General features: G+C 38.2%; 10 protein-coding genes and 1 pseudogene. 6 read left to right on the top strand and 5 right to left on the bottom strand.

Annotation, left to right across the window (positions count from 1 at the left end):
• Window positions 1–44: 44 nt before the first annotated feature.
• From H5115_RS05130 to H5115_RS05105, 6 genes are all read left to right on the top strand, one after another.
• The gene (locus H5115_RS05130; RefSeq protein ID WP_182753992.1) at window positions 45–1,715 is read left to right on the top strand and encodes a phosphoethanolamine transferase; all 1,671 of its coding nucleotides are present in this window, start codon (window positions 45–47) and stop codon (window positions 1,713–1,715) included.
• Complete coding sequence (locus H5115_RS05125; RefSeq protein ID WP_007377290.1) at window positions 1,712–2,083, top strand: diacylglycerol kinase; 372 nt, start codon at window positions 1,712–1,714, stop codon at window positions 2,081–2,083. Before H5115_RS05130 ends, H5115_RS05125 begins: the two co-directional genes overlap by 4 nt.
• Entirely contained in the window at window positions 2,074–4,020 is a 1,947-nt protein-coding gene (locus H5115_RS05120; RefSeq protein WP_182753990.1) for an LTA synthase family protein, read from the top strand. The genes H5115_RS05125 and H5115_RS05120 overlap by 10 nt, the downstream gene beginning before the upstream one ends.
• A 63-nt stretch (window positions 4,021–4,083) precedes the next feature.
• Complete coding sequence (locus tag H5115_RS05115) at window positions 4,084–4,758, top strand: response regulator transcription factor (RefSeq protein ID WP_007377292.1); 675 nt, start codon at window positions 4,084–4,086, stop codon at window positions 4,756–4,758.
• Window positions 4,739–6,175, top strand: coding sequence for a HAMP domain-containing sensor histidine kinase (locus H5115_RS05110; protein ID WP_182753988.1), 1,437 nt, complete (start codon window positions 4,739–4,741; stop codon window positions 6,173–6,175). Before H5115_RS05115 ends, H5115_RS05110 begins: the two co-directional genes overlap by 20 nt.
• Window positions 6,176–6,224: 49 nt before the next feature.
• Window positions 6,225–7,103, top strand: coding sequence for a TraB/GumN family protein (locus tag H5115_RS05105; protein WP_182672745.1), 879 nt, complete (start codon window positions 6,225–6,227; stop codon window positions 7,101–7,103).
• A gap of 47 nt (window positions 7,104–7,150) precedes the next feature.
• On the opposite strand, the gene H5115_RS05100 is transcribed toward H5115_RS05105, so the two are convergent.
• From H5115_RS05100 to H5115_RS05080, 5 genes and pseudogenes are all read right to left on the bottom strand, one after another.
• Entirely contained in the window at window positions 7,151–8,560 is a 1,410-nt protein-coding gene (locus tag H5115_RS05100; protein ID WP_182753986.1) for an ATP-binding cassette domain-containing protein, read from the bottom strand.
• Window positions 8,561–8,952: 392 nt separating this feature from the next.
• Window positions 8,953–10,680 carry a response regulator gene (locus tag H5115_RS05095; RefSeq protein WP_182753984.1) on the bottom strand — a complete coding sequence of 576 codons (1,728 nt, stop codon included), beginning with the start codon at window positions 10,678–10,680 and terminating at the stop codon, window positions 8,953–8,955.
• A gap of 132 nt (window positions 10,681–10,812) precedes the next feature.
• Window positions 10,813–13,146, bottom strand: coding sequence for a fatty acid cis/trans isomerase (locus H5115_RS05090; protein ID WP_182753982.1), 2,334 nt, complete (start codon window positions 13,144–13,146; stop codon window positions 10,813–10,815).
• The gene (locus tag H5115_RS05085; RefSeq protein ID WP_002959878.1) at window positions 13,143–13,508 is read right to left on the bottom strand and encodes a hypothetical protein; all 366 of its coding nucleotides are present in this window, start codon (window positions 13,506–13,508) and stop codon (window positions 13,143–13,145) included. Before H5115_RS05085 ends, H5115_RS05090 begins: the two co-directional genes overlap by 4 nt.
• Before the next feature lie 39 nt (window positions 13,509–13,547).
• Window positions 13,548–14,390: pseudogene (locus tag H5115_RS05080) on the bottom strand (VOC family protein).
• Between the last annotated feature and the right edge of the window lie 409 nt (window positions 14,391–14,799).

Here is a 14,799-nt window from a genome sequence, read left to right as displayed (position 1 = left end):
TGTTGTTGCATAGCATGGCGTTGTTATTTTAAACGAGCCTAAATATGAACATAACTAGCCAAACACCAGCACAAAAAAAGCCAAATCGTAGTAAGCGGTTTTACATTCACTGTAGTGCAAATGCCTTTGTAGTGATGATTGCCTGTTATTACTGTTTAGTTATAAACATTCCTTTTATTCAAGGTTCGTTTAGCGCCATCACCTCCCTTGCATCTTTTTCATGGCTATTTTTACTTTCAGTGCCACTGCTGTTGTTATGCCTTTTAATTATTTTCTTTTCAATAGTGTCGGTTAGGTGGTTACTAAAACCAATTAACTACCTTTTACTGATAATTTCGAGTGCCGTACTTTACGGCTCATTAAATTACGGCGTCGTGTTTGACTATTCAATGATTCAAAACACGTTCGAAACAGATTCAAGCGAAGCGCTGAGCTATTTAAATCCGCAGCTCATAGGCTTTCTACTACTGTTTTGTGCGCTACCTGTTTTTATATTAAGCAAAGTAAAAATACACTTTACCCGCCCTCACCAAGAAGCAATTAGTCGTATAAAACTTATTGTAGCGTGCTGCTCACTAATTGCTTTAGTGGTCGTAAACTTTTACGCCGATTACGCAGCCACTGGTCGCAATAACCGCATTTTGAAAAAAGAACTCATCCCATTTCAGTATCTCTCTAGCGGTTATAAATATATGCGCGATCAGCTGCTGTATACCAATATGGAATTTAAAAATATAGATGCAACACCCACTCTCATTACGCCTAACACCACCAGCGTAACAGTTATGGTTGTTGGCGAAACCGCACGAGCAGAAAACTTTTCTTATCAAGGTTATAAGCGCAACACCAACCCTTATACACAAAAGTATAATGTGACGTATTTTAATAATGTGGCGTCTTGTGGCACCGCTACTGCTGTGTCTGTGCCGTGTATGTTTTCACTGCAAACACAAGATAACTTTGATCGATTAGCAGCCGACAACCAACAAAACCTGGTTGACTTAGCACAACAAGCTGGCAGCGACGTACTGTGGGTTGATAACAACAGCGGCTGTAAAAACGTATGCACCCGTGTTGTTAACATTGATATCCCAACCACCCCATCAGCGCTTTGCGATGGAAAATATTGTTTTGATGAAGCACTTCTTGCTCCACTTAAGCGCAAACTCGCTAATTTAAGCCAAGCTAATACCGTTATCGTCCTACACATGATGGGCTCACACGGACCAACCTACTTTAAACGCTACCCAGAAAAATTTAAGCAATTTACGCCCACGTGCGACAGAAGCGACATTCAAAACTGCTCACTCGATGAATTAGTTAATACCTACGACAACACAATTGCGTACAGCGACTTTGTTAACGCCCAGGTAATTGAGCAATTAAAAGCGCTGCCAAACAACATAGATAAGCAGTTTTTATATGTCTCTGATCATGGTGAATCACTTGGCGAAGCCGGTGCTTATTTACATGGTTTTCCGTATAGCTTTGCACCTAGCACACAAACGCACGTTCCTCTTTATATATGGGCTGATGAGCATAATCAGCGCATTACTAATACCTGTTTAGCTAATTTAGACACCCGCGCTGCGCGCTCACACAACAATATTTTTCACACCCTTTTAAATTTAATTGGCATTAAAAGCAAAACGTATCAGGCATCACTTGATTTACTTGCTAACTGCCAAACAACACCAAGCGAAATAAAACTATGAGTAATAAAACCGTTATAAAACGCCAAGGCTTAATGCGCCTTATTTTTACCTTAAGCCATTCTTTTAACGGCTTAAAATGGATGAGTCGATTTGAAGCAGCGTTTCAACAAGAGCTAGCACTGTTTTCATTACTTGGTGTGTTTGTGTGGCTACAAGAAATTGCACTAAAGGATAAATTACTGCTTATAGCCAGCCTGCTTTTTGTATTGTTTGCTGAGCTGGTAAATACGGCAGTTGAGGTTGTAGTTGATAGAATTGGCAGTGAATACCATGAGCTTTCGGGGCTAGCTAAAGATATAGCCTCTGCAAGCGTGTTTATAGCTATGCTAATTGCCGCTCTTATTTGGTGGGCTGTGTTATGGGCATAAAGCTAACTTTTATACCTAAAATACAAAATGCACTTGGCCCTGTATGGATTTTTGTTGTATTTGCTGTTTTAGCACTTAGCTTGTTAACACTTGCTCGCTTTGGATTAAGTGTATGGCAAGGGGAGCGTGTATTTGGATCGCATGCGTGGTTATCTATATTTATAGGTGGGTTAAGAGTAGATATAGCCACTCTAAGCTACATTATTATGCCCGCATTACTACTTACTTTACTGATGCAAAGCGTAGGTTGGCAAAATAAAGTACGCGGCCTCATTAAAATTTATTTAGTGGGGATGTCTGCTTTACTTGTTTTTTTTGAAGTGATTACGCCTACGTTTATAAACGAGTACGATTTACGCCCAAACCGCTTATTTATAGAATATTTAATTTATCCTAAAGAAGTCTCAAAAATGATTTTTTCAGGCTATAAGTTAGAAGTATTTATTGCTGTTATAGCACTTATTTTAAGCTGTAAATTTGCAAGTAAAATATTTAGCAATCAATGGCAAAGCAAGTCATCACTAACAGGTTTAAATCAATCAATTTTAGCGCTTGTTTTAGTATGCTTAACTATTTTTGGCGCCCGCAACTCATTAGGACACAGACCACTTAACCCCGCCATGGTCTCGTTTTCTACCGATCACTTACTTAACGACTTAACCCTTAACTCACTTTATAGCGTCGCGTTTGCAGTTAAGCAACTTTCTAATGAGCAATCGAGCCAAGACTATTACGGTAAAATGCCCACCGATGAATTACTTAGTATTGTGCGTAGTAACATGCAAAATACGCAAGGCACATTTAGTGATGTAACCGCCCCTACAAAAACGTTTCATCGCGCAAGTAATACAGGTAAACCCAAAAATTTAGTCATTATTTTACAAGAAAGTTTAGGTGCTCGTTATGTAGGCACGCTTGGCGGTTTACCGCTTACACCTAATATAGACGCCCTTTATAAACAAGGCTGGGGGTTTGATAATTTATACGCCACGGGCACACGTTCAGTACGTGGAATTGAGGCAGTAATTACAGGGTTTACACCAACGCCTTCGCGTGCAGTTGTTAAGCTTGATAAATCACAACGTGACTTTTTTACCATTGCTGATTTTTTAGCGAAGCAAAATTACAACACTCAGTTCATTTATGGTGGCGAAAGCCATTTTGATAACATGCGCAGCTTCTTTTTAGGCAACGGTTTTAAAAGTATCGTAGATACAAATAACTTTAAAAAAATAGACTTTAATGGCTCGTGGGGCGCATCAGACGAAGACTTGTACGACCAAGCCGATATAGAACTTACTAAGCTTAAAAATCAAAACAAACCCTTTTTTAGCCTTATATTTTCAAGCTCTAATCATAGCCCGTATGACTTTCCTGACGATAAAATAACGCTGTACGATAAACAAAAACAAACCCGTAATAATGCTGCCAAGTATGCCGATTACGCACTAGGCACCTTTATCGAAAAAGCTAAAAAATCGAGCTACTGGGATGATACTGTATTTATAGTTATTGCCGATCACGACTCGCGCGTATCGGGTTCAAATTTAGTACCGGTTGATCACTTTAAAATTCCGGCCGTTATTTTTGGTAAAGGTATTACCCATAAACGAGATAGCCAACTAGCCAGCCAGCTCGATATTCCTGTTACTCTACTGTCTTTAATTGGCGCAAGTGGTAAGCACCCTATGATAGGTCATGATTTATCAAAGCCAATTAGCGACAACAAACAACGCGCAATGATGCAATACGACAAAAATTTTGCCTACATACACGATAATAAAGTGGTGGTGTTACAACCACAAAAACCAGCAACCACCTATACGTATAGCAATAACCAGCTTGTGCCATGTGAAAACGATGAGCAACTAGTAAAAAAAGCCCTAGCCCATGCGAACTTAGGTAATTTAGCCTACACAAATGGTTGGTATCATTAACCAAGTGACTTGATAATAAAGCCTTGTTAAAGTAACAAGGCTATTTTTATAAACCGAGTAAACATGAAAATCCTCGTTATTGAAGACTCAGAAGCATTAAGACGCAGCTTGCAAGTTGGCCTTAGCAACCTTGGTTTTACCGTAGATGAAACTGGTGATGGCTCAGAAGGGCTGAGTATGGCACTAAGTGGAAACTACGACCTCCTCGTACTTGATTTAATGCTACCGAGCGTTGATGGCATGAGTATTTTACAAGCACTGCGCAGCAGTAATAGCCAAAGCCGTGTGCTAATTTTATCGGCACGAAGTGAGCCTCAAGATAAAATTAATGGCCTTATGAAAGGCGCTGACGATTATTTAACTAAGCCATTTTCGTTTGAAGAACTCCATGCTCGTGTCCTTGCATTACTTCGTCGTGGTTCACTGCAAAATCAACAAAATACCCTTACCGTAGGTGATTGCGTATTAGATCTCTCGCTTAAAACTCTTCACTACAAGCAACATGCCATTGAGCTCACGCGTAATGAATATAAAATAATAGAATGCTTATTTAACGCCCCAGAGCGAGTATTGGGGCTTGAGCTTATAAGTGAAGCGGTGGTAGGTCAGTTTGATATGCTCTCTAAAAATGCGCTTGAAGCACACATCTCAACCATACGTAAAAAAGTAAGACAGTTTGATGGCGAGCTCCCGATAAAAAATAAACGTGGATTTGGTTATGTCGCAACAACAAAATAAAAATCACTCAATAAAACGTAAACTCGTTAATAATATTAGCGCCGTGATCTCAGTTATTTTATTCACCATATTTTTAACCGTTGATTTAAGTGTTGATACTTGGGTGGAAGATCAGTTTAATCAGTCTTTAACTAATAAAGCTAACTACTTAAAAACCTTAGTTGAAGATGACAACAACGTGGTTGAATTTGATTTTGCTGGTGAGTTTATGTCGGAGTATGAAGCAGCCGATGCCACGGAGTTTTACCAATTATGGCATGGCCGTGATGTGTTTGAGCGCTCGGACTCATTAGCGCTTTATGAAAATGCTAACCTGCCTTTTTTAGAAATGCCGATTAACGAATCTAAAATTATAGATTACGAGCTTCCTAACGGACGTGATGGTCGCGCACTTATAAGTCACTTTGTAGCCCAAAAAGATGATAGAAACCCCACTCACTCTGCTGTTTTTAATACCATGACACTTGCAATCGCAGCGCCGACAGCCGAACTTAATAAAGTACTGATTATTATTGATGTGGTCTTTATTTTAACCTGTGTACTTGGTGTGTTTGGTGTGCGCTATTTAGTGACACGTATTGTAAATAAAGGCCTGCACCCTCTACACAATTTAAACGACCAAATTAAGTTACTCGATATTACCGGTGTTGCGCAAACAATAGAAAGCGACTTTAAAGTAGAAGAAATAGAACCTATACGTAACGAGCTAAATAAGTTTATTACTGTTAATCAGCAACTCTATAGTAATGAAAAACGCCTAACAAGCGACATTGCACACGAGCTTAAAACCCCTATAGCTGAACTAATAAGCCTCTCAGAGGTGGCTATTCGCTACCCTGACGATAAACGCATTAGCGACACCTATACCAGTGATGTGCTTAATATTTCACAGCGTATGAAAACAATTGTTAGCAACCTCTTATTATTGCAGCGCTCAAGTAGTAGTGCTATGCAATTGAATGCACAAAATATCATGCTAAATAACTTAGTAAATCAAATTATTGATGAGCTGACCTTTAAGCATCCAAGTATCAAAACGCGTTTAAATAACGAAATAAGTGGCGAACTTACGCTTAATGCTGACGAATTTAGTTTAAGTACCATTTTATGTAACTTAATCGATAACGCACTATTTTATGGACTTCCTGAGGCGCCAATTAAATTAACTGCCGTAAATAACAGCACAAACATGAGCATCTCTGTTAGTAACAAAGTAAATAAACCACTAAGTGATGAACAGCTAACTGCTATTTTTGACCCGCTCTATCAGCTAGATTCATCTAGAACTAATAATCAGCGCCATGGTTTAGGATTATCAATTGTACAGAGCTTATGTAACTTAAATGGCTTTACTATTACGGCCAGTAATACCGAAAACAATACGTTAACGTTTATATTAACGTTACCTCTGAAGTAAATTTAGGTTAGTATTTACACTACTAATTTTGAGATTTTAAGGACAAACCATGAATGCTCTTACCCGTGTTAGCCACTTTTTTATTGTGGCATTACTTATAACATTTAGCTTTAACAGCTATGCAGCACCTGCCTTATATAAAATAGAAAAAAATGGCGTCAGCTCTTACTTATTTGGCACCGTACACGTTGGTGATGCCAGCATGAAAGGCTTACCTAAAAATGTAACCGATGCAATTAGCGCAAGCAAAGAAGTGATTGTTGAAGTTGATATAAGCAAACTTACACCACTTGAAATGCAACAGCGCTCAATGCCATTTATGATGCTAAGTGACGGTAAAACACTGCAAACTGAGCTTTCAAAGCAAAATTATACCAAGCTAAAAGATTACTTTGCTAAAAAGTCGATTGATATTGCTATGTTTAATGGCTTAAAGCCTTGGGCTGTTATGGTGACTATGATGCAAATTGAATTTCAAAATGCAGGATATTCAGATAAAACCGGTATAGACAAGCAAGTGCTTAGTTATGCTAAAGAGCATAATATTAAAATTGGCGAGCTTGAAACCCTAGAGCAACAACTACAAATGTTTGATGGTATGGCGCTACTAAGCAATGAAATGATTGAAGAAACCTTTGAGCAACTAGCCGATATTAATACTTACTTTATCAAGTTAGTTAATGCGTGGAAAAGCGGTGACATGGACACACTAACCGATTACTACAACATGAGTTTTGATGACAGTAATTACGGTGAAATTAGCGAGCAAGTAATGCTAACTAACCGTAATAATAATTGGGTTAAACAACTCACACCGCGTTTAGCAAACGAGCAGCTATTTATTGCTGTAGGCGCTTTGCATTTACCTGAAAAACACGGGTTACTTAAACAACTTCGAGATAAAGGCTTTAGCGTTACTCGTCTTTAAAATAAAAATGGGTTGAGTGAATTTTCGCTCAACCTTTCTCTGAGCTTTTAATGAAAGTCTTCCATTTTTAAGTAATTCTCTATTCCTTTAATTTTGTCTGCCGCATGATGATTTACATAAATCACAGTACTTGTATTAGCAGCACAAATTTTCTCTATTAGTAGCAGTACACGTTGCCTGTTTGCTTCATCCAAGCCTAAGCAAGGCTCATCTAAAACAAGTAACGTTGGATGTTTTACCATAGCTCGCACAATTAAAAGCATACGCTGATCGCCGTACGATAGCTGGGTGAATGAGGTATTTTGCTTATCACTTAAACCAATAAATGCCAGCCACTGTTGAGCAATATTAATTTGTGCGTCGCTCGGTTTTTGATATAAACCTATGCTATCGTAAAATCCTGAAATAACAGTATTTAAAGCCGATATACTTACGCGGTAATCCATATGTAGCGCGTTAGATATAAAACCAATATGCTGTTTTACATCCCAAATACTCTCCCCTGTCCCACGTTTAAAACCGAACACTTCAATGTCATTGTTATAACACTGTGGGTTATCACCTGTTATTAAATTTAATAAGCATGTTTTGCCTGAACCGTTCGCTCCACTGAGCTGCCAATGCTGATGCTTTTCTATAGTCCAATTGAGATTTTTGAATATGCTTACATCACTGTAACTAACTTTAGCATTACTCAATTTAACTAAGGTATTACCGGTGAATGCCTTTTGCTCTTGTTCGGTATCAGGAGATGGCACATCCAATGAGGTATGTTCTAAATGAAGTAGTTTTAGTAAATCACTCAATTGCTCACTGTCTGGCTTTGCTAAAGTATGTAACAAGCAACCTTGGCTTACATAGCCATAGTGAGTAATGAATGAAGGGATTTCGTCTAGGCGGTTTAGTACAAAAACAAAAGTAATAGTTTGGCTAAGTTCTATGAGTATTTTATTGAGCTGCTGGCAAGATTGTACGTCGAGTCCATGAAATGGCTCATCAAGCACGACTAACTCACTATGGGAGCTGAGTGCTTTTATAAGTAGGAGTTTACGAGTTTCACCCGTTGAAAGGTCTCTAAAATGCCTATTTAGTAATGAGCTAAATTTAAATAACTCTATTAGCTGCGCTAATAACTCATCATTATTACTATGCCCTGTAAAAACAAGGTCTTTAACGAGGATGTGCTTTTCATGCTCTAATTCTTGAGCTAGTAACTGTTTATGCGAATCTGAAGACACGAGCATAAGCTTATTAATACTACTTATACGCTTACCACTTTCGCACTTAGCCTCACCGATTAACGCAGCTGTCAGTGCAGATTTACCAGCTCCATTAGCACCTAAAAGTAACCAATGTTCTCCTAGGTTTACTTGCCAATCTAGGTTGCATATATCGTAACGGCTTTTACCTTGCCCTTGTAAGTAACCATTAAATTGCTCAAGCGTAATTGACTGCACTAACTTTTCCTAATAAACCTTAAAACAGCAAGTTAACGTATATTAAAAGTGCTTAGCAAGCTTGTTATCTGCAAAATTAATTTATTTCACTAGGGCGTATTGATCTTTGTGGATTGAAATTTGTTCAATCCAAGGAAGATTAAATCGCGGCGCGAGATTGGTAACCTAGTGGGCTAAGTCAAAACCGAGTAAAGCTTCCGCGTCCTGCTCACGCCCCTTACCTACATCCATGTAGGCAACAAAGAGTTAATCGCCCCTAGAAAGAACCCAATGGGCAGCGCATGTTTGGTATTTATGCTGCGTTATCGCCTATCTATGGGGAATAACCACACTACATAGGCTCTGCCTTGCCTAAAAACCAAACATACTGCTGCAAATTCAACTACCAAAGATCAACACGCCCTAACAACGCTAATACTATTTAATACGTCTTTAATTGCTTGCTGGCTTATTGGCTTATAAATATGGAGGTTAGCTCCGTATTCATAAACTCGCTCTATATCATTTTGTGAGGTATTTGCTGTTATAACAATAATTGGCATTACTTTATTAAGATCGGAACGTATTTTTTTAATCGCCTCAAACCCATCCATTACTGGCATGTTTAGGTCCATAAAAACAATATCGTACTGATTTTCACTCACCATATCACACGCGACTTTACCATTTTCTGCGCAATCATAGCTTAAACCTAATAAGCTAAGTATGCGGGTTAATAACATAGTGTTTAATGGGTTATCTTCAACGACTAAACACGTTAGCTTGTTGTTTACTTTAAGAGGTGTTGGGAGGGTTTTACTTATTGTCACTGGTAAATACAAAGACACCAAAGCACCATGAGTTTTATTATTTGTAAAAGTAATTTCACCATGCAGTGCTTTTACAACGTATTGAACCCGGGTTAGGCCTGTTCTCAACCCTTGAAAGTGATTGGTTTGTTTAAATGAGTCAAATTCAAGACTGGTAATCTTCTTCGAAAAGCCACTGCCAGTGTCACTCACCGTTAAATGAACTTCATCATTTAAAAGCTTAGCTGAAACAGTAATTTCACCTTTTTGTGTAAACTTAATTGCATTACTAATTAATTCTGTAAGTGTGTGCTGCAAACGTTGATGATCCAATTTACATACACAATTTAACGATTCATCTAAAGAGCTAACTAGTTTTAGGCCTTTTTGCTTACACGCATGCTTGTACGCTATTACTACTTTATTACACGACTCTAAAAGGTTTTCGTCATTTAAATGCGGTACCCATTTACCTGCACTTAAAGCCTGCAAGTCTTGTAATTCATCTAATATGGCTATTAACCTAAGCGCGCAATAGTTAGCTTGGGTTTTAACGCTTTGCTGTTTATCAGAAACCTCTAGATCCTCAATAGACGTAATAAGTCCCTGTAAAGGTGTTCTAAATTCGTGACTAGCTCTGGCAATAAAATGTTCTTTATTTTGACTTGTTTGATAAACAAAATCTTTTTGTTTTTGTAGCTCTAAAAGCGTGTCTGAAACCTCTTTTTCCATTGGTATAAAAACAAATCTTAACTCAATAAGTAATAATGTCATTGCCAATAACCAGCATAGTATCTCTAGGTTGGCGACCCAATTTACTTTTTTAACAGCTTGAGATTCAAATAAGCTCACTGCCTTATCAAGCTTTGTTAATAACGTTTCAACATGCTTTATAGAAAATACTGAGTGGTTTATCTCTCCTTGCTGATACAAAAGCCGCTCTGTTTGTTCTATATAGTCAAATACCGCTTTATCTAACCCTATCGTTTCACCAAAATATAAGTCTACTAACGCTGGATTTAAGTAAATGTATTCGTCATCAGAGTTTTTAGTTAATAATGTTTGATGGGACTTTTTAAATGTATTGAGGGACTTCTCAAGTGACTCAGAATGAGCTGGCGAGTAATTACTGATGTTAAGCATAGCATTACTGTGCCAAGCAATTTTCTGTGAGAGCATACGCTGGCTACCAGCGATGTTAATAATTTTTGCATCAAACTTCTGAACAGAAAAACTATGCTGCATTAATAAAGCAGAGCCACTTATTAATAGCGCTATTGCAATTAGTGCCCATCGGTAACGTGTTCTCACGCTTTTAATAATATTGAACATGTATAAACCAGTTTTTTTATATAAGTGTAGACTAATTTTTTAAAACGAAGAATCAGTCAAAATAATTAAGCGAATTATTAATACCCAATAAAAAAGCCCAGCATCAAGCTGGGCCATAGTAGTAAAATTATATTAGCGATTCTCTAATCGATTATAATCGAACATTCCATATTCTATCCCACGATACTTTTTAGCTGTATCGTGCAATATATCGCTATATTGCCAAAACTGTGGATGAGTACGTCGAATGCCGAACTTAGATTTCAAAGCACCATAATCGGCTTCTATTTGCATCATAGGCAATTGCTCGGCAAAAGCATTTACTTGCTGCTCGTTATTTAAATACCAAATAGCTGCTGGGTAATCTCCGATAAACCCAGGAACAATAGTCGCGGTATCCTCATCATAAGCACGTTGGCCATCTTCGTTTAATAAACTAGATATATTGTAGTGCGCATTATGATGAATAATAGTGTAGCCCTTATGGCTATTATCTTCTTGCTTTACAAGTACAAAAGAAAGCTGAGGTAACAAGTTTATCGCTTTTGCTGGCATGTTACTTACAACATTTAACGGCTTTGGCACTTCAGTGTAGTTGTATTTTTCACTTAAAACTGGCGCTAAGGCTTCTTTCATCAAAGTATATAGCTCCTGCTGTGGATCATCAGTTTTATAGCTAATACCACTTGGCTGACTAAATTCTCGGTTATTTTTAAAGAACTTAGATAAATCTGGTGGTGAATTACGATACCACTGCTTTTTGATTTGATTACGTTTAGCCTCAGGTAATAATGCTAAAAAGTTTTGCTCTCCCTCTAAACGTAAAAAATCCATATACAGGCGTGTCACTAATTGATGGCCTATATTTCCGTACACATCAAAGCCTGCTACAAGCAAATAGTGAATACGCTCAAACAAAGCATAATCTAATATCCAGGTGGTTTTAGGCTCTTGACCAATAAAACCTTTAACTACAGTTGCACTATCAAAATGGCGGAAAATAGTTAGTGCCGCATTTTTATTATGCCCATCACCTTTCCAAAGTAAGTCAGTTGTGAGGTGCTCACCACCTTTGAACATTTTGTTAGCAAGCTCAACTTTTGCTTGTAAATATTTTTTCTCACGAACTGAGTATTTAACCCAGCTAGAAATAGGTAACGCATTACTTTCCTCTGCAGCAGGAAGTTCTAGCGCTTCTTCATGTTGCATTAGCATTTCCCCTACAGCAGGGGTCGCAACCTTATCAGGATCAGCAAACGCCACCCAAAAGTGATCGTTTATAACATTCAAAGCAATCTGACCACGACAAACAGGCCCTTTTATAAAGCCCATAATAATTAACTCTGCCTCATCAAGCATAAATTGATACTTAGAATTAATTGGAATAACTTCGAAAGTTTTAAAAGGGTTAGATGCTGCCTTAGCCTCATAACTAGGCATTTTCGTAACCGTATAATCTGGCGCAATAAACTGCTCATATAAACGCAGTAATTTAGCTTCATTAAGCTCAAGAGGTAAATGTGTTTTAGAAAGTATGGTTGTACGCTCTTGCATAAAACGATAATAAACACGGCTAACTTTAGGATCATCGTATGGGCGACGCGTGTTAATTAACTTTATTTCCTCACCAGGAGGCGTACTTGAGCGAACTAGTTTGAAAAAGCTTTGTGGGTTTTCTGAAGTAAAATAAATATGTGCTAAAAACCAATGCTCATAAATATACCGTGCTGATAACTGATACTTTAAGCTATCTTGATTTAAAAATTCTTCCCAGCCCGCTATTTTATTCTGATCATATTTACTCGGTGGCTGAATATGTGACATTTTACCACCACCTTTAAGCCAGTTCTGTAAATGATTAAACTCTTCACGCGAAACACCAGGTAAACCATAAGGCATGCCGCCATGAGGTTGATCACTTGCCAATCGATCGAATTCACCCATTGTTGCGCAGGTTTGCGAACGCGCTAACGAAAAGTCAAACTCATCACCTAACACTTCGTTTACTGGCAATTCATGGCTTTGCTTTAACACTAAGCTATTAAATAACACACTGCCCGCTAAGTTAGCTTCTTCACTTTGTACGCGCTCATTTAGCACTGGCGTAAAGTTTTTTTCTCGCCATTGCTGAGTATTAGTTGCATCAAATAATAAACGGCTTGGGGTCGTTGCCAATAAACGAGTTCCATCGTAAACAAGCTCTTTACTCAACCCCCGGTCAATACCTTCAGGGGATGAGAGCTTCAGTTGACATGGTGCATCGTAACAACCATGACAAACTACGCAGCGGGTATCGAGTACAGGTTTTACATTTTGTAAAAAATCAGCACCAGCCCCTGTTGTATGAGGCACCATTCTCTCTTGTGTTTGTTCAGGTCCAAAAAGATCATCGTAGTGAGCATTTCCCAAATATGCACAACCGCTTAAAATAATGAGTACTATCGTACTTATTAGTATTTTTCTCATTCGTCGTCCTCATCACCTAAATCAAAGGTGGGCATCATATCCATTTGAGGAGAAACGAATGTATTCTGACCTTCAGTATTCAAAACAATACTTAAAAGAGGGCCATGCGTTAATGTTATCTGCGCATCGTGCTCTTGATCTAATATAGCTAAGTACAGAGGATTAGTTATAAGCAACTCATAACCGCTAACAGTAATAGCGACACTGCTATCTTCACTTGGGTTCTGGCAAATTTGAGCAAGTAACTCATCATCAAGTCCAATTGATATTTCAAAATCAGGCTGCTCTAAGTCTCTATTACTTAATGATTCATCTAATAGAAATAAAGGGAGGGTTAAATTACTATCTTGTTCAAATTCCATTGCGTTCTCTGCACTTTCTGACGATTTAATTGACGAGTATTATATCAAACTAGCGAGCAAATTAACGCTAAAGCTAATGTAACTGTGTTTAAACGTCATCCATACAGATTCGATCACCGAAAATACAGCACCTTGAGGGTCGCATATAACACTAAAACGACCAACATCGGGGATATCTGTTGCAGGAACACATACTTGTCCACCTAAGCTAGCGGCTTTGCTAACAATTACATCGCAACTCTCTACTGCAAAATAAATCATCCAATGAGCAGGGGTATCATCAGGCCATTCACTTGTCATTTCAAGCATACCGGCAATTGGTTGTCCATCGACTAAAAATAAAATGTAGTCCATCCCTTCCATAGGCTTTATTTCGCTTTCCCAGCCTAGTAAAGCACAGTAAAAGTCTCGACTTACTTTACTATCTCTTGTTGCTAACTCATGCCAATAAGGCGTATTTAATTCACCTAAGTGCTTACAACCTGTATGCTCATTCCTCTGCCATAGTGCAACAGTTGCGCCTACTGGATCTTTTAGTATAAGCATGCGACCTGCATTCATAACATCATGAGGGCCGGCAATAACTTCAGCACCCAGTTCTTTTGCTTTTAGCGCACAATCATCAACATTATCGACGGCAATGTAAGCCAACCAATGACTTGGGATACCTGCACTAATTTGCTCTTTAGGCATTTCGTACATTGCAGCGATATCATCACCTTGCTTTTGTAGCATGGTGTAGTATATGTTCTCTCCAATAGGTTGATCGTCATGCCCTCAATCAAATAAAGATGTATAAAACGCCTTACCGTCTTTCCAATTGTGCGTACAAAGCTCTGACCAACAAAAAATACCATGCGGATGGTTTTCAACTTTACTCATGATTAAGCCTTATTATTCTAATTTTACCTAAACGAACTCTGTCACATTTTATAAACGAGATAATGGAACAGACTATAAATTGAGATTAGAGCAATAACTAAGCGGAGTCGATAAAAGAAGGGCAAAAATTCGTTATTCAGTTGTTTCATATTTGAGGTTTTTAACGCAGTTAGGGTCAGATTTAATTCCTCAAATGGATTAAATATTATTGCTGATTGATACAAATTATTTACTAAGAAGTCCTTCGCTCTAGAGGAATCCCTAAATCACTTTTCTGCAGACGTAAAAAGCCCGACTATTTCTAGTCGGGCTCTCTACAATTTGAAGTCGGTGCGCTACGCAGTAGGATGTCGTAGTGCCCACAGCGGTAGAAAGTCACATAGCAAATGCTACACTATCATCGGTCGAA

This window comes from Pseudoalteromonas sp. SR44-2 (assembly GCF_014163745.1).
In the GTDB taxonomy this organism is placed as follows: Bacteria; Pseudomonadota; Gammaproteobacteria; order Enterobacterales; family Alteromonadaceae; genus Pseudoalteromonas; species Pseudoalteromonas distincta.
The sequence above is the reverse complement of the archived record's forward strand: the minus strand, read 5'-3'. Positions and strand labels throughout refer to the sequence as shown.

What these genes read in the sequence shown, in the direction of transcription:
- H5115_RS05130 (WP_182753992.1), top strand. Translation starts at nt 45, where the DNA reads ATGAACATAACTAGCCAAACACCAGCACAAAAAAAGCCAAATCGTAGT.
- H5115_RS05125 (WP_007377290.1), top strand. Translation starts at nt 1,712, where the DNA reads ATGAGTAATAAAACCGTTATAAAACGCCAAGGCTTAATGCGCCTTATT.
- H5115_RS05120 (WP_182753990.1), top strand. Translation starts at nt 2,074, where the DNA reads ATGGGCATAAAGCTAACTTTTATACCTAAAATACAAAATGCACTTGGC.
- H5115_RS05115 (WP_007377292.1), top strand. Translation starts at nt 4,084, where the DNA reads ATGAAAATCCTCGTTATTGAAGACTCAGAAGCATTAAGACGCAGCTTG.
- H5115_RS05110 (WP_182753988.1), top strand. Translation starts at nt 4,739, where the DNA reads ATGTCGCAACAACAAAATAAAAATCACTCAATAAAACGTAAACTCGTT.
- H5115_RS05105 (WP_182672745.1), top strand. Translation starts at nt 6,225, where the DNA reads ATGAATGCTCTTACCCGTGTTAGCCACTTTTTTATTGTGGCATTACTT.
- H5115_RS05095 (WP_182753984.1), bottom strand. Translation starts at nt 10,680, where the DNA reads ATGTTCAATATTATTAAAAGCGTGAGAACACGTTACCGATGGGCACTA.
- H5115_RS05090 (WP_182753982.1), bottom strand. Translation starts at nt 13,146, where the DNA reads ATGAGAAAAATACTAATAAGTACGATAGTACTCATTATTTTAAGCGGT.
- H5115_RS05085 (WP_002959878.1), bottom strand. Translation starts at nt 13,508, where the DNA reads ATGGAATTTGAACAAGATAGTAATTTAACCCTCCCTTTATTTCTATTA.